General features: G+C 68.2%; 22 protein-coding genes, 2 tRNA genes and 1 pseudogene. 18 read left to right on the plus strand and 7 right to left on the minus strand.

Translation table 11 applies throughout. The annotated features are described in order from the left end of the window. The first annotated feature begins 14 nt into the window (after window positions 1-14). From IPG68_06115 to malQ, 3 genes and pseudogenes are all read left to right on the plus strand, one after another. Window positions 15-323: a LapA family protein gene (locus IPG68_06115; GenBank protein MBK6762865.1), complete on the plus strand. Its 309-nt coding sequence runs from the start codon at window positions 15-17 to the stop codon at window positions 321-323. Then, window positions 320-1718 (plus strand): annotated as a pseudogene (locus IPG68_06120) (amidase). Before IPG68_06115 ends, IPG68_06120 begins: the two are co-directional and overlap by 4 nt. Continuing rightward, a complete protein-coding gene (gene malQ / locus IPG68_06125) occupies window positions 1712-3778 on the plus strand; it encodes a 4-alpha-glucanotransferase (protein MBK6762866.1) in 2067 nt (688 codons plus the stop codon). Before IPG68_06120 ends, malQ begins: the two are co-directional and overlap by 7 nt. 130 nt (window positions 3779-3908) lie before the next feature. Here malQ and pepN read toward each other — a convergent pair whose 3' ends face one another. Further along, a complete protein-coding gene (gene pepN, locus IPG68_06130) occupies window positions 3909-6464 on the minus strand; it encodes an aminopeptidase N (GenBank protein MBK6762867.1) in 2556 nt (851 codons plus the stop codon). A gap of 99 nt (window positions 6465-6563) precedes the next feature. Between pepN and rpiA the strand changes: the two genes are divergently transcribed. The 7 genes from rpiA (at window position 6564) to IPG68_06165 (ending at window position 11117) form a co-directional block, all read left to right on the plus strand. Further along, a complete protein-coding gene (gene rpiA, locus IPG68_06135) occupies window positions 6564-7244 on the plus strand; it encodes a ribose-5-phosphate isomerase RpiA (GenBank protein ID MBK6762868.1) in 681 nt (226 codons plus the stop codon). Further along, window positions 7244-8005 carry a putative protein N(5)-glutamine methyltransferase gene (locus IPG68_06140; GenBank protein ID MBK6762869.1) on the plus strand — a complete coding sequence of 254 codons (762 nt, stop codon included), beginning with the start codon at window positions 7244-7246 and terminating at the stop codon, window positions 8003-8005. The genes rpiA and IPG68_06140 overlap by 1 nt, the downstream gene beginning before the upstream one ends. Before the next feature lie 9 nt (window positions 8006-8014). Then, window positions 8015-8416, plus strand: a complete 402-nt coding sequence (locus IPG68_06145) for a hypothetical protein (GenBank protein ID MBK6762870.1) — start codon at window positions 8015-8017, stop codon at window positions 8414-8416. Window positions 8417-8456: 40 nt separating this feature from the next. After that, window positions 8457-8699: an acyl-CoA-binding protein gene (locus IPG68_06150; protein MBK6762871.1), complete on the plus strand. Its 243-nt coding sequence runs from the start codon at window positions 8457-8459 to the stop codon at window positions 8697-8699. After that, complete coding sequence (locus IPG68_06155; GenBank protein ID MBK6762872.1) at window positions 8699-9442, plus strand: methyltransferase domain-containing protein; 744 nt, start codon at window positions 8699-8701, stop codon at window positions 9440-9442. The genes IPG68_06150 and IPG68_06155 overlap by 1 nt, the downstream gene beginning before the upstream one ends. Before the next feature lie 136 nt (window positions 9443-9578). Beyond that, window positions 9579-10166: an ankyrin repeat domain-containing protein gene (locus IPG68_06160; GenBank protein MBK6762873.1), complete on the plus strand. Its 588-nt coding sequence runs from the start codon at window positions 9579-9581 to the stop codon at window positions 10164-10166. A gap of 417 nt (window positions 10167-10583) precedes the next feature. Further along, a complete protein-coding gene (locus IPG68_06165; GenBank protein MBK6762874.1) occupies window positions 10584-11117 on the plus strand; it encodes a hypothetical protein in 534 nt (177 codons plus the stop codon). 125 nt (window positions 11118-11242) lie between these two features. On the opposite strand, the gene IPG68_06170 is transcribed toward IPG68_06165, so the two are convergent. Continuing rightward, window positions 11243-11316, minus strand: a tRNA-Gly gene (locus IPG68_06170). 28 nt (window positions 11317-11344) lie between these two features. Between IPG68_06170 and IPG68_06175 the strand changes: the two genes are divergently transcribed. From IPG68_06175 to IPG68_06200, 6 genes are all read left to right on the plus strand, one after another. Further along, window positions 11345-11417: transfer RNA gene (locus IPG68_06175), tRNA-Pro, on the plus strand. Between the two features lie 43 nt (window positions 11418-11460). Then, window positions 11461-12888, plus strand: coding sequence for a trigger factor (locus IPG68_06180; GenBank protein MBK6762875.1), 1428 nt, complete (start codon window positions 11461-11463; stop codon window positions 12886-12888). 108 nt (window positions 12889-12996) lie between these two features. Beyond that, window positions 12997-13614 (plus strand): ATP-dependent Clp protease proteolytic subunit, encoded by a 618-nt coding sequence (locus IPG68_06185; GenBank protein ID MBK6762876.1) that lies wholly within the window; start codon window positions 12997-12999, stop codon window positions 13612-13614. Next, window positions 13614-14240: an ATP-dependent Clp protease proteolytic subunit gene (locus tag IPG68_06190; GenBank protein MBK6762877.1), complete on the plus strand. Its 627-nt coding sequence runs from the start codon at window positions 13614-13616 to the stop codon at window positions 14238-14240. Before IPG68_06185 ends, IPG68_06190 begins: the two co-directional genes overlap by 1 nt. A gap of 108 nt (window positions 14241-14348) precedes the next feature. Further along, on the plus strand, window positions 14349-15620 hold the full coding sequence (clpX, locus tag IPG68_06195) for an ATP-dependent Clp protease ATP-binding subunit ClpX (protein MBK6762878.1): 1272 nt from the start codon (window positions 14349-14351) through the stop codon (window positions 15618-15620). Then, a complete protein-coding gene (locus IPG68_06200; protein MBK6762879.1) occupies window positions 15617-15919 on the plus strand; it encodes an antibiotic biosynthesis monooxygenase in 303 nt (100 codons plus the stop codon). The genes clpX and IPG68_06200 overlap by 4 nt, the downstream gene beginning before the upstream one ends. Here the strand turns inward: IPG68_06200 and IPG68_06205 are convergent. The 4 genes from IPG68_06205 to IPG68_06220 form a co-directional block, all read right to left on the minus strand. Continuing rightward, window positions 15913-16725 (minus strand): hypothetical protein, encoded by an 813-nt coding sequence (locus IPG68_06205; protein ID MBK6762880.1) that lies wholly within the window; start codon window positions 16723-16725, stop codon window positions 15913-15915. The two genes, IPG68_06200 and IPG68_06205, sit on opposite strands and share 7 nt — an antisense overlap. A 51-nt stretch (window positions 16726-16776) precedes the next feature. Beyond that, window positions 16777-17754 carry a hypothetical protein gene (locus IPG68_06210; GenBank protein MBK6762881.1) on the minus strand — a complete coding sequence of 326 codons (978 nt, stop codon included), beginning with the start codon at window positions 17752-17754 and terminating at the stop codon, window positions 16777-16779. A 36-nt stretch (window positions 17755-17790) separates the two neighbouring features. Then, window positions 17791-20319, minus strand: a complete 2529-nt coding sequence (valS, locus tag IPG68_06215; GenBank protein ID MBK6762882.1) for a valine--tRNA ligase — start codon at window positions 20317-20319, stop codon at window positions 17791-17793. A 374-nt stretch (window positions 20320-20693) separates the two neighbouring features. After that, window positions 20694-22283, minus strand: coding sequence for a PD40 domain-containing protein (locus tag IPG68_06220; protein ID MBK6762883.1), 1590 nt, complete (start codon window positions 22281-22283; stop codon window positions 20694-20696). Window positions 22284-22372: 89 nt separating this feature from the next. On the opposite strand from IPG68_06220, the gene IPG68_06225 reads away from it, so the two are divergent. Next, window positions 22373-23698, plus strand: coding sequence for a dihydrofolate synthase (locus tag IPG68_06225; protein ID MBK6762884.1), 1326 nt, complete (start codon window positions 22373-22375; stop codon window positions 23696-23698). Then, on the plus strand, window positions 23695-24012 hold the full coding sequence (locus IPG68_06230) for a DUF4233 domain-containing protein (protein MBK6762885.1): 318 nt from the start codon (window positions 23695-23697) through the stop codon (window positions 24010-24012). Before IPG68_06225 ends, IPG68_06230 begins: the two co-directional genes overlap by 4 nt. Window position 24013: 1 nt before the next feature. Here the strand turns inward: IPG68_06230 and IPG68_06235 are convergent, their stop codons facing one another. Then, entirely contained in the window at window positions 24014-24517 is a 504-nt protein-coding gene (locus tag IPG68_06235; GenBank protein ID MBK6762886.1) for a hypothetical protein, read from the minus strand. Window positions 24518-24521: the final 4 nt, after the last annotated feature.

The following is a 24521-nucleotide window of genomic DNA, read 5'->3' on the forward strand; positions in this document are numbered from 1 at the left end:
GTCAGAATCGTCCTATGGCCAACCAGGACAAGACCCCCGACGCCACCCCCAAGCCGACTGAACGACAGGACCACGTCTACGGCACACCACCGGGGGCGGGGGACTGGCGGCGGATCACCCGCCTCGTGCTGCTGGCCGTCCTGGTGGTCTACACCGTCCTGTTCTTCCTGATGAACCGGACCTCCGTGGATGTCAGTCTCGTCGTGACCACGGTGAACATCCCGCTGATCTGGACGCTGATCGGGACCTTCCTGCTGGGGGCGGTGGTCATGTACCTGCTGATGTACCTACGCCGCCGTGCCGAGCGCAAGGCGCGAACGTGACTCTGCACGACCTCACGGCACTTGAGCAGGCGACCGCGATCCGGGACGGCGAACTCACGGCAGTGGAACTCACCGAGCACTACCTGCGCCGCAGCGAGTTGGTATCCGGGGCCTTCGTGACGCTGACCCCGGATATGGCCCTGGAGCAGGCCCGGGCCGTGGATGCCGCCGTCGTGGCGGGCACCGCGCAGGGTGACTTGTTCGGAGTCGTGTGCCCCGTGAAGGACCTGCATTTCATGGTCGGCGCGAACGCACGGATGGGGTCGGCGGTGTTCGACCTGCCCTCTTACGAGGACGACTACGTCGTGAAGGCCATGCGGGACGCCGGGCTGGTCTTCACCGGAAAGACCAGCACCCCGGAGTTCGACTGCCCTGCTACACCGAACCGGAGCCGCAGGTGGGCGCGCCGGCACGCTGTGTGTGGGACCCCGACCGCACCGCGGCGGTTCTTCAGGAGGGGGCGGCCGTCGCGGTCGCGTCCGGGCTGGCCCCATCGCGCACGGCTCCGACGGTGGTGGTTCGGTGCGGATCCCGGCGTCTGCCAACGGGTTGGTGGGCATCAAACCGAGCCGGGGCCGGGTGAGCAACGGCCCGATCCGCGACCCCATCGGGGACCTCGTCACCAGTGGCCCCCTGGCGCGCACAGTGGCTGACGCGGCAGCGCTGCTGGACGTCATGGCCGTGGAGTTCCCCGGCGACCCGTTCCACAGCCCGCCGGCGCGGGGTTTCCTGGCCGCGGCACGCGCCCCCATCGAAACCCTGCGGGTGGCGGTGTGCACCGAGCCGATCATCGCCGACGTGGAACTGGACCCGCAGAGCCGGATCGCCGCCGAGAACGCCGCCGGCCTGCTGAGCGACCTGGGGCACCAGGTGGAGACCACGGGCCGGCCGTTCGGCCCGGACCTCGTCGCCCAGTTCGAAGCCGTCTGGCACGTGCTGGCCCTGCTCACGCCCGTCATGCCGGATGATGAGTCCCGCCTGCAACCGTTGACGCAGCATCTGCGGGAGTTGGGGCGCGGGGTGAGCGGCATTCAACTGGCGATGGCGGTGTCGCTGCTGAGGATACAGACCCGCGCCACCCTCGCCCGTTGGTCTCAGTACGACGCGATCGTGATGCCGACGGTCAACGGTCCGGCTCCGCTGGTCGCCGATATCGTGGACCGTGATGACCCTGCCCAGGACTTCGAGAACCAGAAGCGGTGGGCGGCCTTCACCGCCGCGTTCAATATGACCGGGCAACCCGCGGTGAGCATCCCGCTGCACTGGACGCCCGACGGGTTGCCGATCGGGGTGATGCTGGTCGGCCGGATGTTCGAGGAGGAAACGTTGATCGGGCTTGCGGCGCAACTCGAACAGGCCCAGCCCTGGCACCACCACAAACCGGCCGCGTGGTGACTGCCCGCGAGCAGCTGGCCACCTCCTGCGGCGTGGCCACGGAGTACTGGGATCTGAGCGGTGCCCTGCGCACCGTGCCGGACAGTACCGTCGAGGCCACGCTGTCGGCCCTGGGGGTCACCGCGGACTCCGAGGACGAGTACGACGCGGCGCTGTCGGCCCGCCGCGCCGAGCACTGGCGGCAGATGCTGCCCGCACTGTGGGTGGTGCGTGAGCAGGACACGAACGGGCCGTGGGTGCACCACGCGGAGGGCAAGCCGCCGCTGATCTGGGTGGAACTCGAGGAGGGCGGGCGCCGCTACGACCTCCCGTGCGAACCGGTGGAGACGATGAAGGCGGGGACCCAGCGGCTCACCGAGTCCAGGATCCTGCTGCCCCCGGACCTGCCCATGGGGTGGCACGAACTGTGGATCCAGCAGGACGACGGCGGCCGGTACGACACGGCGCTGGTGGTGGCGCCGCGACGGCTGCCCGAGGCTGCGCGGGGGTGGGGGCTTGCGGTCCAGCTCTACTCGGTGAGGTCCCACCGTTCCTGGGGGCTCGGCGATCTGGAGGACCTGGCAGATCTCGGGGTGTGGGCCGCCGATGAACTCGGCGCGGACTTCGTTCTGGTCAACCCGCTGCATGCTGCGGCGCTGAAGGACCCCATGGAGAACTCCCCGTACCTGCCCTCGACCCGCCGGTTCGGCCACCCCATCTACATCCGCCCGGAGAAGATCGAGGAGTTCGCCTACCTCGCGCGCCCAGATGCCCAGGAGGCCGCGGACATCGCACAGCGGCTGCGCCGGTCCAACACCACGGCGGACCTGCTGGACCGGGATGCCGTCTGGGACGGCAAGCGCCGCGTCCTCGAGAGGGTGTTCGACGTGCCGCGCTCGCCGTCGCGGGTGGTGGCCTTCGCCCAGTTCGTCGAAGAGGAGGGCGAGGATCTGGAGCACTACGCGCGCTGGTGCGCGCTGGCCGAGCGCTTCGGCCCGCGGTGGGACCAGTGGCCCCCGGATGCCGACCAGTTCCAGCCCGATCCCGACCGGCTGGAGTTCTACGCGTGGCTGCAGTGGATCTTCGACGAACAACTGGAACACGCGCAGCGGGAACTCGAGCGGGCGGGCATGAAGATCGGCATCGTCCAGGACCTACCCATCGGCGTGCACCCCTTCGGTGCCGACACCTGGGTGATGGGAGACCTGCTCACGCAGGGCTTCCGGGTGGGTGCCCCGCCGGACATGTTCAGCCCCGCGGGGCAGGACTGGAGCCAGCCGCCGTGGAACCCGGTGGCGCTGGAACACCAGCGGTACCGGCCCTTCCGGGACATCCTGCGGTTCGTGATGCGACATGCCGGAGGCTTGCGCATCGACCATGTCATCGGGTTGTTCCGGCTGTGGTGGATCCCGCCGGGCGCGGACGCGGTGGACGGCACATACGTCCGCTACGACCATCAGGCGCTCATCGACATCCTCTGCCTGGAAGCCGCCCGCAAGGGGGTCACGCTCATCGGTGAGGACCTCGGCACGGTCGAACCATGGGCCCGGGACGTGCTGTCGGACCGGGGGATCCTCGGTACGACCGTGCTGCTCTTCGAACGTGACGCGGACGGCATTCATGACCCCAACGGCTGGCGCACCGAGTGCCTCGCGTCGGTCACGGTGCACGACCTTCCGCCCACCGCGCAGTACGTCGCCGGCGCGCACGTGAAGTTGTGGCAGGAACTCGGTCTGCTCGACCGGCCCTACGACGAGGCGCTCGCCGCTCAGCAGCGGGAAGTGGCGATCTGGGTCGACGTCCTGCGCGCAGAGGGACTGCTGGCCCCGACCGGGACGCCGAGCCCGGACCAGATCACGGTGGCCATGCACCGCTTCACGTCGCGGGCGCCGAGCCGGCTGCTGTGCCTGTCCTTGGTCGACGGGGTCGGGGACCGGCGCACGCAGAACCAGCCGGGCACGGACCAGCAGTACCCCAACTGGCGGTTCCCGCTCACCGATCCGCAGGGGCGACCGGTGCTGATCGAGGATCTGGTGCAGTCCGACCTGCTGCGCGCGCTGGTGAGGTCCTTGAGCCGCTGAGAACCGGCGGCCTCCACCGCCGGGTGGCCACGAGGTTGGAGCGTTCACGAGGTTGGAGGCACCACGTGTGGGTTCTCCAACGCCGTGCGGGTTCTCCAACCTCGCGCTGTGTGCCCCGGCGGCCCGAGCCTCAGGCCCCGTCGCGCTTCTGGCACCGCAGCGACCGCAGCACGCCGTCGCGGCCCTCGGCCAGCAGCCGGCGCGCACCGCGGGGGATGTCCACGGCACCCTGCAGCACCGCGTCGGTGCGCTCCACCGTGGCGGTTTCGACCAGTGCGTGCGGGTACAGCCCCAGCGTGATCTCCTGGGCGATCTCGTGCGTGCGATCCCGCCACAGCTCGGGCAGGGCCGCGAAGTAGGCATCCACGTGCGGGCGCATGAGCTCCCGGTGGTCGGGCACCGCGATGCCGGCGATGGTGGCGGCCAGCATGTGGTTGGGCAGGGAGGTGTCGTGCAGACACGCGTCCCAGGCGGTGGCCTTGGCCTCTGCGGTCGGGATCGCAGCCCGGCAGGTGGCGGCATTCAGGCGGCCGGCAGCCGTGTCGTCACGGGCCACCTCGGCGTCGATCGCGTCGCTGCCGGCCTTCCCGAGCACCACGAGGCGGCGCAACAGACTCCAGCGCAGGTCGGTGTCGACCGTGAGCCCGTCGAGGTGCTGGGTTCCGTCGATAAGGCCCTGCAGCAGCGCCTCGCGCTCCGGCGTCCGGGCGAACGAGATCAACCCCCGTACGTACGCGAGTTGGTGGTCGCTACCGGGTGCGGCTGCGCGGGCGAGCGACTCCAGCAGTCCTGCCAGCCGGTCGGCGTAGGCGTCACGCTTGTCCGGAGCGCCGTAGAGCGCCACAGCGCTGTCGGCCTGGCGCAGCACCTGCTGGACCATGCCCACCTCGGTCTCGTCGGCCAGCCCGCTGGCCACCGTCTCCAAGAAAGCCCGGGTGCTCATCTCCGCGTCACGGGTCATGTCCCACGTCGCTCCCCACAACAGAGCGCGTGCCAGCGGGTCGGCCACCAGCCCGAAATGGCCGGTGACCGTGGAGAGACTGCCCTCATCCAGCCGGATCTTGGCGAACGTGAGGTCGTCGTCGTTGAGCAGCAGCAGGTCGGGGCGATGGCGCCCGGCCAGAGCGGGCACCTGCGTACGTGGACCGGTGACATCGACCTCGACCTGGTCGGTGCGATGCAGATCGCCGTCGAGTTCGTACAGCCCGATCGCGATCCGGTGGTCGCGCAGCGTCGGTGCCACGCCCTGGGGCAGCGCCGGCGGGCTCTGCACGACGGTCACCGAATCCATCGAACCGTCCGGGGCCAGGGAGATCTCGGCCTGCAGCATGTTCACCCCGGAGGTCTGCAGCCACTGCTGGGTCCAGTGGCTCAGATCACGGCCGCTGGCGTCGGCCAGGGCTGTGAGCAGGTCGTTCAGCGAGGTGTTCGACCAGGCGTAGTGCGCGAAGTAGGAGCGCAGGCCCTTGAGGAAGTCCTCCTCGCCGACGAACGCGACCAACTGCCGTAGAGCCGATGCGCCCTTGGCGTAGGTGATGCCGTCGAAGTTGACGTACACCGCCTCCAGATCGACCATGTCGGCGGCGATGGGATGCGTCGAAGGCAACTGGTCCTGCCGATAGGCCCACGCCTTGCGCTGATTGGCGAACGTGGCCCACGCGTCGGTGAACCGTGTGGCGTGGGTGTTCGCGTAGTGACTGGCCCACTCGGCGAACGACTCGTTGAGCCACAGGTCGTCCCACCAGCGCATGGTCACCAGATCGCCGAACCACATATGGGCCATCTCGTGCAGGATCGTGTTCGCGCGGTTCTCGTACGCCGCGTCGGTCACCCGCGAACGGAACACGTAGTCCTCACGCAGGGTCACGCAGCCGGCGTTCTCCATAGCGCCGGCGTTGAACTCGGGGACGAACAACTGGTCGTACTTACCGAAGGCGTAGGGGACTTCGAAGACGCGCTCGAAGAACTCGAAGCCCTGCTTGGTGACCAGCAGGATGTCGTCGACGTCGAGATGTTCGGCCAGCGACGTGCGGCAGAAGACCCCGAGCGGGTAGTCGCCGTGCGGGCCCGAGTACACGTCGCGCACCACGTGATAGGGGCCGGCCACCAATGCCGTGATGTACGTCGAGAGGGGCTTGGTCGCCGGGAACTCCCAGCGGCTCACCCCATCGCGGACCTCGGTCGGCTCCGGGGTGGGGCTGTTGGAGGTGACCACCCAGTGGCTCGGTCCCTCCACCGTGAGTTGCCACGGGGCCTTGAGGTCCGGCTGCTCGAAGCATGCGTACACACGGCGGGCGTCGGCGACCTCGAACTGCGTGTACAGGTACGTCTGGTCGTCGACGGGGTCGACGAAGCGGTGCAGGCCCTCGCCGGAACTCATGTATGCGCAGTCTGCGAGGACCTCGACGGTGTTGCTGGAGTCCAGGTCGAGCAGTTCGATCCGCGAGTCCAGGAAGTGCTGCGCGGGGTCGAGTTCGCGACCGTTGAGCCGGATGCTGACCACCGACGGGGCGATGAGGTCCAGCCAGGTCGAGGCGCCCGCGACCGTGCAGTGGAAACTGACCGTCGTGCGCGAACGGTAGGTGGGGCCCGTACCGCTGAGGTCGAGTTCCACGTCGTAGGCGACGTCGGTGATGATGGCCGCCCTGGCGGCGGCCTCCTCCCGGGTCAGATTCTGTCCTGGCATGGCCTCCATCCTGCCCGATGCCGGCCCGCACATACTCCATCGGCCGTGCCGGACGGTCCCGCCGCGGACTAGGGTGCCAGCGTGGATGTGCAACAACGCATGAAGAAGATGGTCGCCGCCGAAGCCGCCGCCCGCGTCGAGTCCGGGATGATCCTTGGCCTCGGATCCGGGTCCACTGCGGCACTCATGATCGAGGAAGTCGGGCGGCGCTGGCGGGCTGGCGAGATCACCGGCATCGTGGGTGTGCCGCCCTCCTTCCAGGCAGCTGCACTGGCGCAGGAGGACGGGATCCCGCAGATCACGCTCAACGAGATCGACCAGATCGACCTTGCCATCGACGGCGCCGACGAGGTGGACCCACAGCGCAACCTCATCAAGGGCGGCGGCGCATGCCACACCCGAGAGAAACTCGTGGCGAGCCGGGGCCGGCGTTTTGTGGTGGTCGTCGACGAGACCAAACTCACCGATGTCCTCGGGTCGACGTTCGCACTGCCGGTCGAGGTCGTGCCTGAGGCGTACCGGCAGGTGATCGAGGCCCTGTCAGGATTCGGTGCGGACCCGGAACTGCGGATGGCCGTGCGCAAGGCGGGGCCGGTGGTCACCGACCAGGGCAATCTCGTCATCGACGCGAGGTTTGCCGCCATCGAAGACCCGGCCGAGCTCGAAGCCCGGATCAACAACATCCCCGGCGTGCTCGAGAACGGCTTGTTCGTGGGGATGGCCGACGAGGTGCTGGTGGGCGAGATCCATGGGGATGCAGCCCGGGTACGCACTCTGTGATGGATCTGGCCGCGCGGCTGCGGGCCGCCGGGTGCGTCTTCGCCGAGGAGGAGGCCGCGATCATGTCCGCGCAGGCACGTTCACCCGCCGACCTGGAGCGGCTCGTCGCCCACAGGGAAGCTGGCGCGCCACTGGAGTACGTCGTCGGGTGGGCCCAGTTCGCCGGGCTGCGGATCGCCGTCGGGCCTGGGGTGTTCATCCCGCGCCGGCGCAGCGAGTCCCTGCTCGAGACAGCGGTGGCACGCGTGCCGGAGGGCGCAACGGTGCTCGACCTGTGCTGCGGCGCCGGCGCGCTGGCCGCCGCCATTCTGGCCCGGCACCCCGCGACGCGGATGTGGGCCTGCGACGCGGACCCGGCTGCCGCCTCCTGGGCGCGGCACAACCTGCCTGCGTCCGCTGTGGTCGCGGTGGGGGACCTGTTCGCCGCGCTGCCCGCCGATATGCGTGGCGGATTCGACGTCATCGTCGCCAACGCGCCCTATGTCCCCTCGGCAGCGTTGGCCCTGTTGCCTGCGCAGACCCGTCATGAACCGGTGATGGGTCTCGACGGCGGGCCGGACGGCTTGCGCCTGCACCGGCGGATCGCAGCCCAGGCTCGAAACTGGCTCCGGCCCGGCGGGGCCCTCCTGGTCGAAGTGACCACGGCGGAGGCACCGGTACTTGCCGACGAGTTCGAGGCGCATGGGCTCGCGGCCACGATCGCGGTCGATGCGGGCCGGGATGTGGCGGTGGTTACCGGTGAGTCGCTTCCGATCTCCTAGCCTGGGGTCATGTCCTGGGTCTGGATCGTCCTCGGTGCGCTGCTCATCGCCCTCGTGGTGTCGGTGCTCTTCGGCTTCTTCGTATGGCGGCCGCGGGCACAGAATCGCGTGACTCACGCTACCCAGGCACTCGCTGGGGAGTTGCACGGGCGCGAACCGCTGCTGCTCTCTGCTGCACAGTGCCGCCGGGCCGAAGTGCGAGACGGTGAGTCGCTGCCCGGCTTGGGGGTACTCGCGCTGACCGAGCAGGCCGTCCTCTACTCCAGCGGCGATCGGGTCGTGATCCTGTCGCGGGAGGGTCTGGTCCTGCAGCCCAAGGGCAACACCCTGGAGTTCGTGTCCCAGGTGCCGCAGGGCCGCTTGACCGTCACACTCCCGGACACCGCACCCTGGGTCGCAGCGCTCACCTGACCGGTGGACACCGTCGTCGGGTCGCACCTACGGTCGGGGCATGTCCGAAGAATTCGACGCCGCCGTCGAGCGGGTCGCGCAATTGTCCGAAGACCCTGGCAACGACGTGAAACTGCAGTTGTACGGGTTGTTCAAGCAGGCCACCCAAGGTGACGCGCAGGGCAAGCGACCCGGGTTCACCAACCCGGTGGGGCGTGCCAAGTACGACTCCTGGGCCGGATTCGCGGGGTTGTCGGCCGAGGACGCGCAGGCTCAGTACATCGCGCTGGTGGACAGCCTGTAGTGCACTGGGACGCGGCGGCCTACGACCGCGACTTCGGGTTCGTCACCGAGTACGGGCGGGATCTGCTGTCGTTGCTGGACGTGCCGGCGCCCGCGTCCGTGATCGATATCGGGTGCGGCACCGGCATCCATGCCGCTGAACTCGCCGCCCGTGGGTACGACGTGCTCGGGGTGGACGTCGATGTGGCGATGTTGGAGCGGGCAGCCGTGGAGCACCCGGAGGTGACCTTCCTCGCCGGGGACGTGCAGACCCTCACCCTGGATCGCCGGTTCGATGCGGCGATCAGTAATGCAGCGCTGCACTGGATGCCCGACCAGGCGGAAGCCCTGCGTGCCATCCGGGCCGTGCTGCGACCGGGGGCGCAGTTCGTCGCCGAGATGGGCGGCAAGCGCAACGTGGAGATCGTCGACGAGGCGCTTACCAAAGGAGTCGTCGCCCTCGGGCTGCCGTCGCCGACGATCCGCAAGTTCTTCCCCAGCGTCGCCGAGGAGTCCACGCTGCTCGAGACGGCGGGTTTCGAGGTCACCCTGATGACGTGGTTCCCCCGCCCCACCCCGCTGGCCGCGGGCCAGACGCCCGCCGATTGGACGCGACTGTTCCGGGCAGACGTGTGGGCCGCGGTGCCGGCAGGACAGCATGCGGAGTTGGCCAGGTTGGTCGATGCATCCTGCGCGAGTCTGCGGTCCGGCGACGGGTGGACCATCGACTACTGGCGGCTGCGGTGGGTCTGCCATGCCGCGTGACGTCTGCGTCGTGGTGGGCTTGTCATGCCTGATGCTCCTGGGTTGTACATCGGAATCACGAAAGGCACCCGCGGGGATGCCGGTGCTGCCCGGGGCGTCCGCGGGGGTGGCGTTCACGCCGCCGCGTGTTCCCGGCATGGACGACCGGTTGATCGCCGCCGCCGGCAGGGGCGACCTCGCCGCCGTGAGGCGGGCACATGTACGCGGGGCGTCAGTCGAGGCCCGGGACCGGCGTGGGCGGACTGCGCTGGTCGCCGCCGCTTACGGCAACCACCTGGCGGTCGCCAGATTCCTCATCGCGGCGGGGGCGGATGTCAACGCCAAGGATGAGACGGTCCAAAGCGCCTACTTGATCTCCACGGCGGAGGTGGGCGACGATCCACGCCTGCTGGACCTGACCATCGCCAGCGGTGCCCGGATCAACGACAAGGACAGCTTCAACGGAACCGCGCTGATCCGGGCTGCCGATCGGGGGTATCCACGGGTGGTGCGGCGGCTGCTGCGCGAGGACATCGACATCGACCACGTGAATCGCCTTGGGTGGACGGCCCTGCACGAGGCGATCATCCTCGGCGACGGATCCCAGCGCTACGTCGAGGTCGTGAGGCTTCTGGTCGATGCCGGCGCGGACGTGTCACTGCCTTCTCGGGACGACGGGCTCACGGCGCTGGAGCATGCGCAAGCGCGCGGGTACCGGGCGATGGTGGAGATCCTGCGGGGGTGACCTCCGGCAGCAGCTGCGGCCGGTGATGGGGGTCTCCGGTCAGGGGTGACCGGGCCATCCCGGCGGGTGGTACTCCAGCGCCAGGCGTTAGCGAAACCACAACCCGGGAGCGATCCAACCGTGCAGGATCACTCCCCGACGTACGGACCTCTCCCACCTTCAGCCCAGGCGGCGGAATGCCACCCCGGCGGGCGGGGCCATCCCGGCGGGCGGTACTCCAGCGCCAGGCGTTAGCGAAACCACAACATGGGAGCGATCCAACCGTGCAGGATCACTCCCCGACGTACGGACCTCTCCCACCTTCAGCCCAGGCGGCGGAATCGAGTGCGTGACCGGATTCACTCCTGCGGGCGTGTGTGAACTTCCGTGCGCGGGTAGGGGCTGGCTACCGTGTATTCGTAACGAAGGGAGCACATCATGCTTATGCGAGTTGCAGCGGGCGCTTTGGCAGGCACCCTGGCGGTCGGTCTGGCGGGGCCGGCGATCGCCAAGGGGAAGCCCGACGACAAGGGCCCCAAGGCGAAGGTCAAGGGGACGACGTCGTTGATGTTCACCAAGTCGGTGAAGAACAAGTTGGCCAAGGACGGCATCAAGGTCGACGCCGTGGCGCCGGGCAAGAAGGTCAACAAGGTCAAGTTCGTGTTCACGGCGTCCCAGACCCGGCCGCAGTACATCGACCACACCGGTGGCTTGGCCTTCACCCGCGCTGATGCCAGTCTGACCGCGACGGACTTCGTGTTCGACCTGGCCGCCCAGAACGTCGACCTGACAGTTCCGGGGGTCGGCGTCGTGGACGATGTCTTCGTCCTCGGGAAACTGAAGATCAACAAGAAGACCGTGACTGCCAAGCTCAAGGTCGCCCCGGGCAAGGCGGTGCTGCTCAACGACACGTTGAAGACGTCGCTGTTCACCGACGGCATGTTCGTGGCGAAGTCCAGCACGAAGTTCTGACGACGGGCGGAATCTGGGCACTCTGGCACAACTCAGTCGTCTGTGGTTACCCAGACCCTCCGGCTTTGCGCCAGTGCGGCCTGAATCGAAGAGGGACCCCCAACGCTTGGGGGTCCCTCTTCCTTTGGAGCGGGTGACCGGGATCGAACCCGCACCATCAGCTTGGAAGGCTGAGGCTCTACCATTGAGCTACACCCGCAGGAATCATCAGATTACTACGGGTTCGACGGGGCGTAGCGTAGTGGCTAGCGCGCTTGCTTTGGGAGCAAGAGATCGTGGGTTCGAGTCCCGCCGCCCCGACGTCACAACCCGTATCGGCGACCCGCGCCCGGCGGATCGTACGATGAACACTGTCCAATGGGCCTGTCGCCCACCCTTGTGCGAGGAGTTCGAGTCCAGCGTGAAGAGCACCGTCGAGAACCTGTCCGAGACCCGCGTGAAACTCACGGTGGAGATCCCCTTCGAGGACCTGAACGACTCGATCCAGAAGGCGTACCAGGACATCGCCTCCCAGGTGAACGTGCCGGGCTTCCGCCGGGGCAAAGTCCCCACCCGCATCATCGACCAGCGGTTCGGCCGCGAAGTGGTGCTCGAGGAGGTCGTGAACAAGGAGGTCCCGAAGGCCTACGACGAGGCGGTGCGTGAGAACGAACTGCGACCGCTGGGGCAGCCCGATGTCGAGGTCACCCAGATCGAGGACGGCGAACTCATCGCCTTCACCGCCGAGGTGGACATCACGCCGCAGTTCGATCTTCCCGAGTACCGGGGGCTCGAGGTCGAGGTCGCCGATTCGGTGGTCTCCGACGAGGACGTCGAGGAGCAGGTCGAGCAACTGCGCAAGCGGTTCGCCACGGTGACGCCGGTCGACCGGTCCGCCGAGGTCGGGGACCTCGTCCTGGTGGATGTGAAAGGTGAAGTCGACGGGGTGGAGTTCGAGGACTTCGCCGGCACCGCGCTGACGTTCGAGGTCGGCGCCGACGGTCTGATCGACGGGTTCTCGGAGGCCGTGACCGGGGGTTCGGAGGGCGACACCATCACGTTCGACCACTCCCCGGACGAGGGTCCGCACGAAGGCGACACCGTCTCGGTCACCGTCGACCTCAAGGGCGTTCGGTCCCGGACTTTGCCGGACGCCGACGACGAGTTCGCCCAGCTGGCCTCCGAGTTCGACACCATGGACGAATTGCGTGCGGACCTCCGGACCAAACTGCAGGGCAACCGCCTGCTCGAGCAGGGCTACGAGGCCCGGGAGAAGTTGGCCGAGAAACTCCTTGAACTCGTGGACTTCCCGCTGCCGGAGGCCTTCCTGCAGTCCCAGGTCGACGAGCACTTCGCCGATGGGCATGGCGACGAGGGGCACCGCGCGGAGGTGGCGGAGAACACCCGCCAGTCCTTGAAGACCCAGTTGATCCTGGACAAGATCGCCGATGCCGAGGAACTCGGCGTCGAGCAGGCCGAGTTGGTCCAGTGGCTGGTGCAGCAGGCTCCTCGCTACGGGATGTCCGCCGAGCAGTTCGCCAACGCCCTGGCCGAGGCCGGTCAGGTGGGTACGGCGGTCGCCGATGTGCGCCGCGCGAAGGCCTTGGCGCTGGTCATGCAGAACGCGAAGGTGGTGGACGCCTCCGGGCAGGCCGTGGACCTCAGTTCGCTGGATGCCGGCGAGGTCGACGAACTCGCCGACACCATCGAGGACGAGATGCTCGAGGAGGAGTACGAAGCGGAGTACGCCGACGACGAGGACGACTCCGACGAGGCTGACTCCGACAAGTAGGCGGTATCCACGCCGACAGCGAACAACCCCCCTTTCCGGGATGGTGGTGTCAGAGGTCGGCGTTAGGGTCAATATGACGCACAGGACCACCCACGGAAGGCAGCCGGAGTGAACGACCTCAGCCCCCAGGCCAGGGGACCCCAGCCGGGTCCGACGGCCTACGACGACTCGGTGTTCCAGCGCCTGCTCAAGGAACGCATCATCTTCCTGGGCTCGCCGGTGGAGGACACGGTCGCGAACCTGATCTGCGCCCAGATGTTGCTGCTGGCAGCCGAAGACCCGGACCGCGACATCTACCTGTACATCAACTCGCCGGGTGGTTCGATCTCGGCGGGCATGGCGATCTACGACACGATGCAGTACGTCCGCAACGATGTCGCCACCGTGGCCATGGGCTTGGCGGCGTCCATGGGCCAGTTCCTGCTCAGCTCGGGTGCACCCGGCAAGCGGTACAGCCTGCCGCACGCGCGGATCATGATGCACCAGCCCTCCGGCGGGATCGGGGGCACCGCCTCCGACATCAAGATCCAGGCCGAGCAGATGCTCTACATCAAGAAGCAGATGGCGCGGCTCATCGCTGAGCAGACCGGCCAGACGGTCGAGCAGATCGAGGCCGATTCCGACCGTGACCGCTGGTTCTCCGCCGACGAGGCCAAGGAATACGGGTTCATCGACCACGTGGTGCAGCGCGCTGCCGACGTCGCCGGAAGTGGAGGGACCGCCTGATGGACGCCCAATCGCTGTTGCAGCCGCAGAGCCGGTACGTCCTGCCGGAGTTCCGCGAGCGGACCTCCACCGGGGAGCGGATCCACAACCCCTACACCAAGCTCTTCGAGGAGCGGATCATCTTCCTCGGCGTGCAGATCGACGACGCCAGCGCCGACGACGTGATGGCGCAGTTGCTGTGCCTGGAGTCGATGGACCCGGAGCGCGACATCCAGATCTACATCAACTCCCCGGGCGGCTCGTACACCGCGATGACGGCGATCTACGACACCATGCAGTTCGTCAAGCCGCAGGTCCAGACCGTCTGCTTGGGACAGGCGGCCTCTGCTGCGGCGGTGCTGCTGGCCGCCGGGGCACCGGGCAAGCGGTTCGCGCTGCCTCACGCGAGGATCCTGATCCACCAGCCGTACACCGAGGGTGGCGGCCAGGGTTCCGACATCGAGATCCAGGCCAACGAGATTCTGCGCATGCGGGCCGAGATGGAGGGCATCCTCGCTCAGCACACCGGGCGCAGTGTGGAGCAGATCCAGCGGGGCATCGAGCGGGACAAGATCCTCACCGCCCAGGACGCCCAGGAATACGGCGTGGTCGATCAGGTCATCGGGTCGCGCAAGGCGGGTTCCTAGCCGCTGTGGGCGAATCCGTCGCCGCAAGTGCGCGCCACGCGGCGCGTTCCGGACGGAGTCGGGGTACCGTCGAAGACGTAGTCGACACACCCGCGGAAGGAAAAACTGGTGGCTCGCATCGGTGAGGGGGCGGATCTGCTCAAGTGCTCGTTCTGCGGAAAGAGCCAGAAGCAGGTCAAGAAGTTGATCGCGGGCCCCGGGGTCTACATCTGCGACGAGTGCATCGATCTGTGCAACGAGATCATCGAGGAGGAGTTGCACGAGACCTCCGATCTCCAACTCGGTGACCTGCCCAAGCCACGCGAGATGTTCGAGTTCCTCGAGCAGTACGTCGTCGGCCAGCAGACGGCGAAGAAGTCGCTGGCCGTGGCCGTGTACAACCACTACAAGCGCGTCCAGGCGGGCAGTTCCGGCGGCCGGCGCGACGACGGGGTGGAACTGGCCAAGTCCAACATCCTTCTGCTCGGACCCACCGGTTCCGGCAAGACGCTGCTGGCCCAGACCCTGGCCCGGATGCTCAACGTCCCGTTCGCGATCGCCGACGCCACGGCGCTCACCGAGGCCGGTTACGTCGGTGAGGATGTGGAGAACATCCTGCTGAAACTGATCCAGGCCGCCGACTACGACGTCAAGAAGGCTGAGACCGGCATCATCTACATCGACGAGATCGACAAGGTCGCCCGCAAGAGCGAGAACCCTTCGATCACCCGGGATGTGTCCGGTGAGGGGGTCCAGCAGGCGCTGCTGAAGATCCTGGAGGGCACCCAGGCGTCGGTCCCGCCGCAGGGTGGGCGCAAGCACCCGCATCAGGAGTTCATCCAGATCGACACCACCAACGTGTTGTTCATCGTCGGTGGTGCCTTCGCCGGACTCGACCGGATCATCGAGGCCCGGATCGGCAAGAAGGCGCTGGGCTTCACCGCGGAGATCGTCGAGGACACCAACCCCGGCGACGTCTTCAGCGAGGTGCTGCCCGAGGACCTCCTGAAGTTCGGCATGATTCCGGAGTTCATCGGCCGCCTGCCGGTGTTCACGTCGGTGACGCAGCTGGACCGGGAGGCCTTGATCGAGGTCCTCACCGAGCCGAAGAACGCGCTGATCCGTCAGTACCAGCGCCTGTTCGAGCTGGACGGGGTCGAGTTGGAGTTCGACGAGGAGGCGCTGTCCGCCATCGCCGACCAGGCACTGCTACGGGGCACCGGTGCGCGCGGCCTGCGGGCGATCCTCGAAGAGGTCCTGCTGAACGTGATGTACGACGTGCCCAGCCGTACGGACATCGCGACCGTGCGTATCACGCGCGAGGTGGTCGAGGACAACGTCAATCCGACGTTGGTGCCGCGCAAACCTACCCGCAGGGAGCGTGGCGAGAAGACGGCGTGACCGTCGCCGTCATCTTCATCAACACCCGCACGGCTGAGGACGAAGCCGGATACGCACTGATGGCCGAGGCCATGGAGCAGCTCGCGGCCGATCAGCCGGGGTATCTGGGCATCGACTCCGTGCGAGACGAATCGGGCGAGGGGATCACCGTGTCCTACTGGGCCGACGAGGACTCGGCACGCGCCTGGAAGCGGGTTGCGGGCCATGTCGAAGCGCAACGGCTCGGCCGAACGCGGTGGTACTCGCAGTACCGCGTCATCGTGGCCGAGGTGACCCGGGAGTACGCGGGACCTCAGTAGGAGCAGTCCTTCGCGCCACGCATCCAGGTCAGGCCCGACGTCTGGTCACTGGCCGGTCCGCCCGGGTTCACCCCGGGCCCCCAGTAGAGGACGGCTGCCGAACCGCTGGCCGCGACGTTGACGGAGTAGTAGACCGTGTCGCCGTAGGAGTTCATCGCATAGTCCACCCGCCATGCTCCGTCGGCCTTCTGCGCCGCGTACAGGATCTGGGTGATCGTTCCGACCGATCGGATGTCCGACCCGGAGTTCGGCGTGAGCCGGCAGTACCACTGGGTGCCATCGCCGAAGATGCCGTACCGCTGCTCCACGGAGCAGCCGACCCCCCAGCCGGCTGGGCAGTCGGTCAGCGTGGAGTTGAGGAAGTACTCCTTGACCGCCTGGTACGCCGGATCCCCTTCCTTATCAACCCCAGGGGCGGCGAACAGCGGTGTGGTCCCGGTGCCCGGCCCCGTGGGCGGGGTCGTGGTGGTGCCGCTGATGGTTGTCTTCACGGTCTTCTTCTTGCCGCGGACCGTCACCTTCACCGTGGCCTTCGCGCCAGCGAACCGGTTGAGGACCGCCGCGGAAAGCGACTTGGTGCGCCAGACCGGGCCTTTGCGCTTGAGCGGGTAGCGCTTCCCGGAGACCACGAGCGCGGCCTTGCTCGGTTTCGGTCCGCTGATCGTGACCACAACCCGGCTACCCGCCGTCACCGCGCTGGCCTTGGCGGCCAGAGCCCGGTCAGTGTCCGCGGCGGCTGGGCCGGCGACGAGCCCGAGCACCAAGGCACTGATTGAGACGAACGCGATGATGATCTTGCGCAGCATGCCTGGCAGAGTAGCGGGTCGAGTGTGACGAGCCAATCCCCCGATCCGGCGTCAACGCCCCATGCGGATGAGACGGTCGGTGTCGCCGTGGACCTCCAGGCCGGCGGACGTCCCGACATCGTCCAGCAGGACGCGTCCGCCGGCATCCAGCAACTGCACCTCGATCCGCGAATCCAGGGTCTCCTCGACGCGCTTGTGCATCTGGGTGCGGATGGGTGCGTGCAGGAACGCGCCGTCGGGGCGGGTGGCCTTGATCCGCAACGTCACGTCGCGTCCACGCACCGTGAGCCAGACGTGCTCGTCGTCGATGCGCAGTTCCTGGACCTTCGCCCCGGTGTAGGAAGCGAGCCGGTGCAATCGGTCCTGGTGCCGGACGCCGATCAGCAGGCCCTGGAAACTGCCCCGCAGCCAGGGGATGATCGCCACGGAGGCCATCAGGCTGACCGACGGGTCAGCGAAGTGGTTGGAGTGCATCCACACGTAGCCGGAGGGGAAGGCCTGGCCCCAATCCTTCTCGATGTAGCCCTTCCCGCCGGTGAAGTCGACGGTGCTCTCCTGCAGGCGCAGCGTCCCGGACAGTCCGTGTCCGAAGGAGACCACGCCGTGGTAACACTCCATGAACGGCATCCAGGCGTACCAGCCCATCGCGCCGGGCGAGCGCCACGTGACCGGCCAGGGGTCCAGGGGACGGTCGAAATCCACGCGGCCGGACAAGCCCACCTCCGGAAGATCGAGGACCACTCCGCCGGTCGAGAAGCGGTTCGGCCCGACCTGCACGGCGAAGGTCTGCGGGTGCGCGGTGAACTCGGACATGGGGTACGGGACGTACCAACTCCGGCCGGTCGCCCCGTCGAGCACCTGCACGAAGGCCTCATGTGGACCGTCTTCCTCCGGGGCCAGGAAGACCCCGGGGATAACAGCCAGGCGGGCCTGCTGGGCGGGATCGACCATCTTGACGTACCAGCCCTCGAAGTACCGCGAGGAGCGGCCGTCCCCGTGGTAGCCGGCCGGCTTCAGCACTCTGCGCACCGTTCCAGGGTGCCAAACTCCGGCCGGGCGCGCCGATCAGCCGGCGAGTTCGGCGACCACCTCGAGCGTCTCGGCCTCTTCGGTGCGCAGTCGGGTGTCCAGCCCCCCGGCAGCTTCGAGGTCGGTGCGGGCGGCTTCGACCTGTGCCACCTGGGCAGCGGGCGCCTTGACCATGCAGTGGGCCAGGCGCGCGCGCATGGACACCTTGTTGTCGCTTTTCACTTTCCGCATGGCACTGAGGATCTGCCCCGCGGTGCTCAGCGTTGCGGCGTCACCGGTGTCCGGCAGTTCGTCGGCCACTGGCCACGGAGCCTTGTGCACGCTGCCCTGCTGCCACCACGACCACACCTCTTCGGTGACGAACGGCAGGATCGGTGCGAACAGCCGCAATTGCACCGCCAGGGCCTGGGCCAGTGCGGCCCCCGCGGAGGTGGCGGCCTGCTCGCCGAACGAGCCGTGGGCGCGTTCCTTGACCAGTTCGATGTAGTCGTCGCAGAACGACCAGAAGAAACTCTCCGTCACCTCCAGGGCGCGTGCGTAGTTGTAGTCCTCGAACGCCTCGGTGGCCTGCTCGACCACCTGTCGCAGCCCCGCGAGCATGGCCAGGTCCAGCGGCTCGGTGACCGGCGCTGACGGATCTCCGGCGAACGACAGTGCGAACTTCGACGCGTTGAGGATCTTGATGGCCAACCGGCGGCCGACCTTCATCTGCCCCTCGTCGAAGGCGGTGTCGGTGCCCGGCCTGCCGCTGGCCGCCCAGTACCTCACCGCATCCGCCCCATGCTGGTCGAGCAGACCCATCGGCGTGACGACGTTGCCCTTGGACTTCGACATCTTCTTGCGGTCGGGGTCCAGGATCCAGCCGCTGATACCCACGTGCTGCCACGGCAGGCAGTCATCCTCGAGGTGCGAGCGCACCACCGAGGAGAACAGCCAGGTCCGGATGATCTCGTGGGCCTGCGGGCGCAGGTCCATCGGGAAGACCCGCCGCCACAGGTCGTTGTCCCACTCCCAGCCGCCGGCGATGTGCGGGGTCAACGAACTGGTCGCCCACGTGTCCATCACGTCCGGGTCGGCCATGAAGCCGCCGGGCTTGCCGCGTTGGTCCTCGCTGTATCCGGGCGGCGCCTGGTCGGAGGGGTCCACCGGCAACTCCGCCTCGTCAGGCACGAGAACCGCGTCGTAGTCCGGGTTGCCGTCGTCGTCGACGGCGTACCAGACCGGGATCGGCACGCCGAAGAACCGCTGCCGGGAGATCAGCCAGTCGCCGTTGAGGCCCTCGACCCAGTTGCGGTAGCGGACCTCCATGTGTGGCGGATGCCAGTCCAGTTCGGCGCCCCGCGCGATGAGGGCGGTGCGCAAGTCCTCGTCGCGGCCACCGTTGCGGATGTACCACTGGCGGGTGGTGACGATCTCGAGGGGCTTGTCGCCCTTCTCGTAGAACTTCACCGGGTGGGTGATCTGCCGGATGTCGCCGTGCAGGTCCCCGGACTCCCGCAGCAGGCCGGCCATCCGCTCCTTGGCGGTGAACGCGGTGGCTCCTGCGATGTGCTCGTAAGCTGCCCGGCCACTGTCGGAGGTGATCCAGTCGGGGACGCCGGGGATGATGCGCCCGTCCCAGCCGATGATCGGGCGGGTCGCAAGCTGCAACTCCCGCCACCACGTGACGTCGGTGGTGTCGCCGAACGTGCAGATCATGGCGATGCCGGAACCCTTGTCAGGGTCGGCGAGTTCATGGGCGACCACCGGCACCTCGACACCGAAGACCGGCGTGGTGACGGTCTGCCCGAACAGCGCCTGGTAGCGCTCATCGGACGGGTGGGCGACCAGCGCCACGCAGGCAGCGAGCAACTCGGGACGGGTCGTCTCGATGAACACCCGGTCGTCGCCGTGGTGGAAGGACACCCGGTGGTATGCGCCGGGCCGCTCCCGGTCCTCGAGTTCGGCCTGCGCGACCGCGGTGCGGAAGGTGACGTCCCACAGCGTCGGGGCCTCGGACTGGTAGGCCTCCCCACGGCCGAGGTTGCGCAGGAACGCGCGCTGGGAGACGGCGCGGGCGCGTTCGTCGATGGTCTGGTAGTTGTGCTCCCAGTCCACGGACAGGCCCAGCCGCCGCCAGAGGTCCTCGAAGGCCTTCTCGTCCTCCTGCGTCAGCCGCTCGCACAGTTCCACGAAGTTGCGCCGGGAGATGGGTCGCTGCTGCTTGCCGCCGGGATCCACCTGCAGATCGGGGTCGTAGTGCAGTGAGGGCTCGCATCGCACGCCGAAGTAGTTCTGCACCCGGCGCTCGGTGGGCAGGCCGTTGTCGTCCCAGCCCATCGGGTAGAACACCTCGAGGCCGCGCATGCGCTTGTACCGGGCGATGCAGTCGGTGTGCGTGTAGCTGAAGACGTGCCCCACGTGAAGGGACCCGCTGACAGTGGGGGGCGGGGTGTCGATGCTGTACACCTCGTCGCGGGTCCGGGTCCGGTCGAAGGCGTACAGGCGCTCGCCGTGCCACTGCGCTGCCCATTTGCCGTCGAGGCCGTCCACGCTCGGACGCTCGGGAATCCGGGGGTTGTCCATAAGGCCGAAGTCTATTCGGCGTCGGGGGAGGTCCCGTGGGCTGCTGCCGCGTAGGGGAGGTGTTGTGGCTGATTCCGGGATCGGGGCGGGGGTTGCGCGGCATCGGGGAGAGGTACGGACATCGGGGAGGGATCCAACCGGTCCTTTTCGCTCCCGGGTGTCCGTTTCGCTCCCGGGTTGTGCTGGGGGTCCGGGCCGCCGTGGGTGACCGGGGGTTGCGCTGGGCCCCGGTCCGTCCGTGGGAGGTTGCGGGTTGCGCGGCATCGGGGAGAGGTACGGACATCGGGGAGGGATCCAACCGGTCCTTTTCGCTCCCGGGTGTCCGTTTCGCTCCCGGGTTGTGCTGGGGGCGCCGGGCCCGGACCGGCGCCGAGCTACAAGGCCGCCACGAACACGTCGCTCACACCGTTGGCGTCACCGGGTGCCAGGCTGGGGTAACTGGTGGCGAAGGCGATGCTGGTGCTGTCCGGCGACCACGCCGGCTCCGAGGCCTCGAAGTACTCGTACTGCTCGCAGAACTGCTCGCCGCTCTCCTCATCGATGTCGTACGAGATGCACCGCATCCCGTTGGTCGGGTCGACCAACTGCGTGACCGTGCCGGTGATCAGGTTCTTGACCAACACTGTCGAGGGGCCGTCGCCGGTGGCCACGTAGGCGACCTTCTGCCCGTCCGGCGACCACACGGGGTCGGTGGTGTCCCACACCGTCTGTTCGCCACCGGGGCCGGCAGAGATGCGCGTCGCGGGGTTCCCAGTGGTGTAGATGTCCGCCGAACCGTTGGTGTCGGAAGCGAGCAGAGCGCTGCTCGTGCTGAAGGCGAGGTCCCCGGCCGGGGACCACGTCGGCGGGCCGAGGACCCCGTGATCACCGGTCACCGCCGTGACCGAACTGCCGATGCCGGTGGCCGTGTGAACGTCGTACACCGAGTTCCAGTCCCCGGTCTCAGGGTCGAGCACGTCCGTTCCGGCGACGAAGGCGATCCGGCCGTCGGTCGACCACCGCGCGCCCCCACTGCGCTCACCGCCCCCGGTGCGGACCACGGTCCCGCTGGCCAGTGTCCTGATGTACACCTGTCCGGAGCCGGCGGCCAGGTTTGTGGCAGTGGACCGGAACATGATGCGTGTGCTGTCCGGGGACCACTGGGGATCCTCGGCCACCGCCGGGGAGCCCTGCATGTCCGCCCCGCCGCTGGTCTCCGAGACCCGCTGCGGGCTGGCACCAGCAGCCGTCACCACGTAGACGTCCTTGTTCGTGTCGGTGTCCCCTGGTTCGAGTCTCTCCAGCGTGGTGAAAGCCAGGTGCTGGCCGTCCGGGGCCCAGGCCGGTTCCCCGCCCCAGTCGTAGATGTCAGTCAACCTGGTGTTGGGCAGGCGGGTCACCGAGCCGTCGGACACCCGCGCGGTGAACACATGGCAGCGGTTGTCCGCAGTGCCGCCGAGGTTGGTCGCACAAGAACTGAAGGCGATCGTCTGCCCATCCGGGGACCACGCCGGGTCGCGCGAGGGCTTGTCCCCCGCCACCCCAGCGGGGGTGCGCGAGACCAAGCTCACCGAGGCCGGCGCGAGGACGCCAGTGAAGGGCGTGGGGGTGAAGTCCGGTTCGTCATTGGGGGCGGGCGAGGCCTTCGCCGTGTACACCACGCGCACCCGGGCGCCTTTGCGCTTGGTCACCCCGACCTTGGCGGGGCGGGCTTTTCCGATCCACGTCCCGGCGGAGGTCCTCAGCGTGCGCGGCAGTACGCGGTACGTGCCTGGCCGCAGGTGGCGCACGGTGCGCGAACCGTGCGTTTTCACGGTCTTCTTCAGGTGCTTGGGACCCTTGATGACTATGCGGACCTTCGCATGTTTCGGGACGCCCTTCACCACCAGGGCCAGGGATCGTCCGGGAGGCGGTTGCTTGGCGAGGGCGGGACCGATCGGCAGCGCCAAGGCCAACACGACGATGATCGCGATCCTGGACCACACCGCCCCCACCTCCGTCCAGGACGGCCCCCACTTCGGTCCAATTCTACGCTCGTGACGGCCACGGGCACCCGGCGTCGTAGCCTGATCCGGTGACTTCTGACCATGAGGCAGCGGAGTTCGAAGCTGTGCAGCGAGCACTGCTGGCGCGCTGGCCCGAGCACCGGATCGCCCCCGACCTTTCGCGGATCGAGCAGTTCTGCGACCTGTTGGCCGCGCCCCAACTCACCTCACCGGTGATCCACATCGCCGGTACGAACGGCAAGACGTCGGTGGCCAGGATCATCGAGACGCTGCTGCGCACCATGGGACTGCGCACCGGGCTGATGACCAGCCCCGCCCTGCGCGACCTGACAGAGCGACTCGAGCTGGACGGGGAGGCGGTCTCAACCCATCGGTTCACTGAGATCTACCGGCAGATCGAGCCCTACCTGGACATCGTCGATGCCGCCTCCGTGGCCGACGGTGGGCCGCCCATGACCATGTTCGAGGTCATCACCGGGCTCGGTTACGCACTGTTCGCCGATGCCCCGGTCGACGTTGCGATCGTGGAATCAGGCATGGGTGGCCGCTGGGACGCGACGAACGTCAACGCCGCCCAAGTCGCCGTGATCACGCCGATCGGCATGGACCACACCGATTACCTGGGAGACACCCTCGCCCAGATCGCAGGGGAGAAGGCGGGGATCATCAAGCCCGGCGCCGCAGTGGCCCTGGCCGCCCAGGAACCCGAGGTGCTGGCGGTCCTGATGCAGGCAGCCGATGACGTCGGGGCCAAGGTACTGCTGCCGGGCGTGGCCTACGAACTGGTGTCGCGGGGGCTGTCCGTCGGTGGGCAGGTGGTCACCATACGCGTGGCCGACCACACCTACGAGGAGGTGTTCCTCAACCTGCACGGCCGGCATCAGGCGGACAACGCCGCGCTGGCGCTGGCGGCCGTGCATGCATTTCTCGACCGCCTGCCGGAACCGGACATCGTCACTGAAGCGTTCGCCGAGGTGCACTCGCCGGGCCGGCTGGAGATCATCGGCCGGCACCCGCTCACGCTGGCCGACGCGGCGCACAACCCGCACGGGATGCAGGCGACCTGCGTGGCGGTTGCGGAGTCGTTCACCTACGACAGACTGGTGGCGGTCCTGGCGATCATGGGCGACAAGGACGTCGACGCCATGCTGGGGACCTTGGCGCAGATCGTGGACGAGGTGGTGCTGACGGTGAACGGATCCCCGCGCTGCCTCCCGCTGGCGGACCTGGCGCAGCGGGCCCACAGTATGTGGCCCGCGGCAAGCGTGCACGAAGTCGCCGACTTCGACGCGGCCATGGTCATGGCCCGGGAGATCTCCGGGCCGAAGGGCTGCGTGCTGGCCACCGGTTCGGTGGTCACGGCCGGACGAGCGCGCAGTTGGGCCCAGTCATGAGGGTCATTGCGTCGGCCACATTGGTCTTCCAGGCTGTGGTCTTCGGCCTCGCCATACCGGTCGCCGCCGCGCTCAAGCCAGGGGTGGGGGGCTGGGTTGCGGGGGGTCTGATGATCATGGCGGTGGTCGGTGCCATGACGGCCCGCCGCGGGGATGTCCTCGTCGGCAGCGCCACGCAGGTCGTGTCGGTCCTCGCGAGCCTGTTCACCCCGATCGCGATCCCGTTGGCACTGGTCTTCGCGGGCCTGTGGGTGACGGCGGTGTACTACGGGCGCAAGGCGGACGCGGCCGACGCCGCGCGCGCAGCCGGCTGAGTCAGCGGGCGCATAGGACGTTGAGGTAGACGCTCTGCCCGGAGTCGAGGCTGAAGACGATCGACCATCCATCCGGGTTCTCCGCCCCACTCGTGGCCACGGAGTTGCCCTTCATGGGCAGAGACCTATGGACGTTGAAGTGCGTGGCCGTGCCGCCGGAGGTGTAGCCCGCGCTCAGTGCCCGCTCTCCGGGCTGGCAACTGCCGGTGAGGACCTGCACCTCGCCGGGTCCGGTGGCCGTGCCCTGCACCTCGAAACGCCGGTTGACCACCGTGGAGACCGAACCGGCCGGTCCCACCGGTCCCACGGCACCCACCGGTCCGGCCGGACCCGGCACGCCGAGCTGCTTGCGCAAACCCTTCGACAGGTCCTTGGCCGTGATCGACCCGTTGCGGATCTGCTTGCCCGTGATCATCTGGGCGGCGGTGGCGGTGCCCGCGGTGGCGACACCGATGCCCACGAGGAATGCGACGGCGGTGGCCGGTGCGACCCGGATCTTCTTCATGCTG

It is taken from the genome of Micrococcales bacterium, from assembly GCA_016703125.1.
Taxonomy (GTDB): Bacteria; Actinomycetota; Actinomycetes; order S36-B12; family UBA10799; genus JADKAV01.

Coding starts and splice junctions, on each gene's coding strand:
- IPG68_06115 (MBK6762865.1), top strand. CDS start 15: ATGGCCAACCAGGACAAGACCCCCGACGCCACCCCCAAGCCGACTGAA.
- pepN (MBK6762867.1), bottom strand. CDS start 6,464: ATGCCAGGACAGAATCTGACCCGGGAGGAGGCCGCCGCCAGGGCGGCC.
- rpiA (MBK6762868.1), top strand. CDS start 6,564: ATGAAGAAGATGGTCGCCGCCGAAGCCGCCGCCCGCGTCGAGTCCGGG.
- IPG68_06140 (MBK6762869.1), top strand. CDS start 7,244: ATGGATCTGGCCGCGCGGCTGCGGGCCGCCGGGTGCGTCTTCGCCGAG.
- IPG68_06145 (MBK6762870.1), top strand. CDS start 8,015: ATGTCCTGGGTCTGGATCGTCCTCGGTGCGCTGCTCATCGCCCTCGTG.
- IPG68_06150 (MBK6762871.1), top strand. CDS start 8,457: ATGTCCGAAGAATTCGACGCCGCCGTCGAGCGGGTCGCGCAATTGTCC.
- IPG68_06160 (MBK6762873.1), top strand. CDS start 9,579: ATGGACGACCGGTTGATCGCCGCCGCCGGCAGGGGCGACCTCGCCGCC.
- IPG68_06165 (MBK6762874.1), top strand. CDS start 10,584: ATGCTTATGCGAGTTGCAGCGGGCGCTTTGGCAGGCACCCTGGCGGTC.
- IPG68_06180 (MBK6762875.1), top strand. CDS start 11,461: ATGAACACTGTCCAATGGGCCTGTCGCCCACCCTTGTGCGAGGAGTTC.
- IPG68_06190 (MBK6762877.1), top strand. CDS start 13,614: ATGGACGCCCAATCGCTGTTGCAGCCGCAGAGCCGGTACGTCCTGCCG.
- IPG68_06205 (MBK6762880.1), bottom strand. CDS start 16,725: ATGCTGCGCAAGATCATCATCGCGTTCGTCTCAATCAGTGCCTTGGTG.
- valS (MBK6762882.1), bottom strand. CDS start 20,319: ATGGACAACCCCCGGATTCCCGAGCGTCCGAGCGTGGACGGCCTCGAC.
- IPG68_06230 (MBK6762885.1), top strand. CDS start 23,695: ATGAGGGTCATTGCGTCGGCCACATTGGTCTTCCAGGCTGTGGTCTTC.
- IPG68_06235 (MBK6762886.1), bottom strand. CDS start 24,517: ATGAAGAAGATCCGGGTCGCACCGGCCACCGCCGTCGCATTCCTCGTG.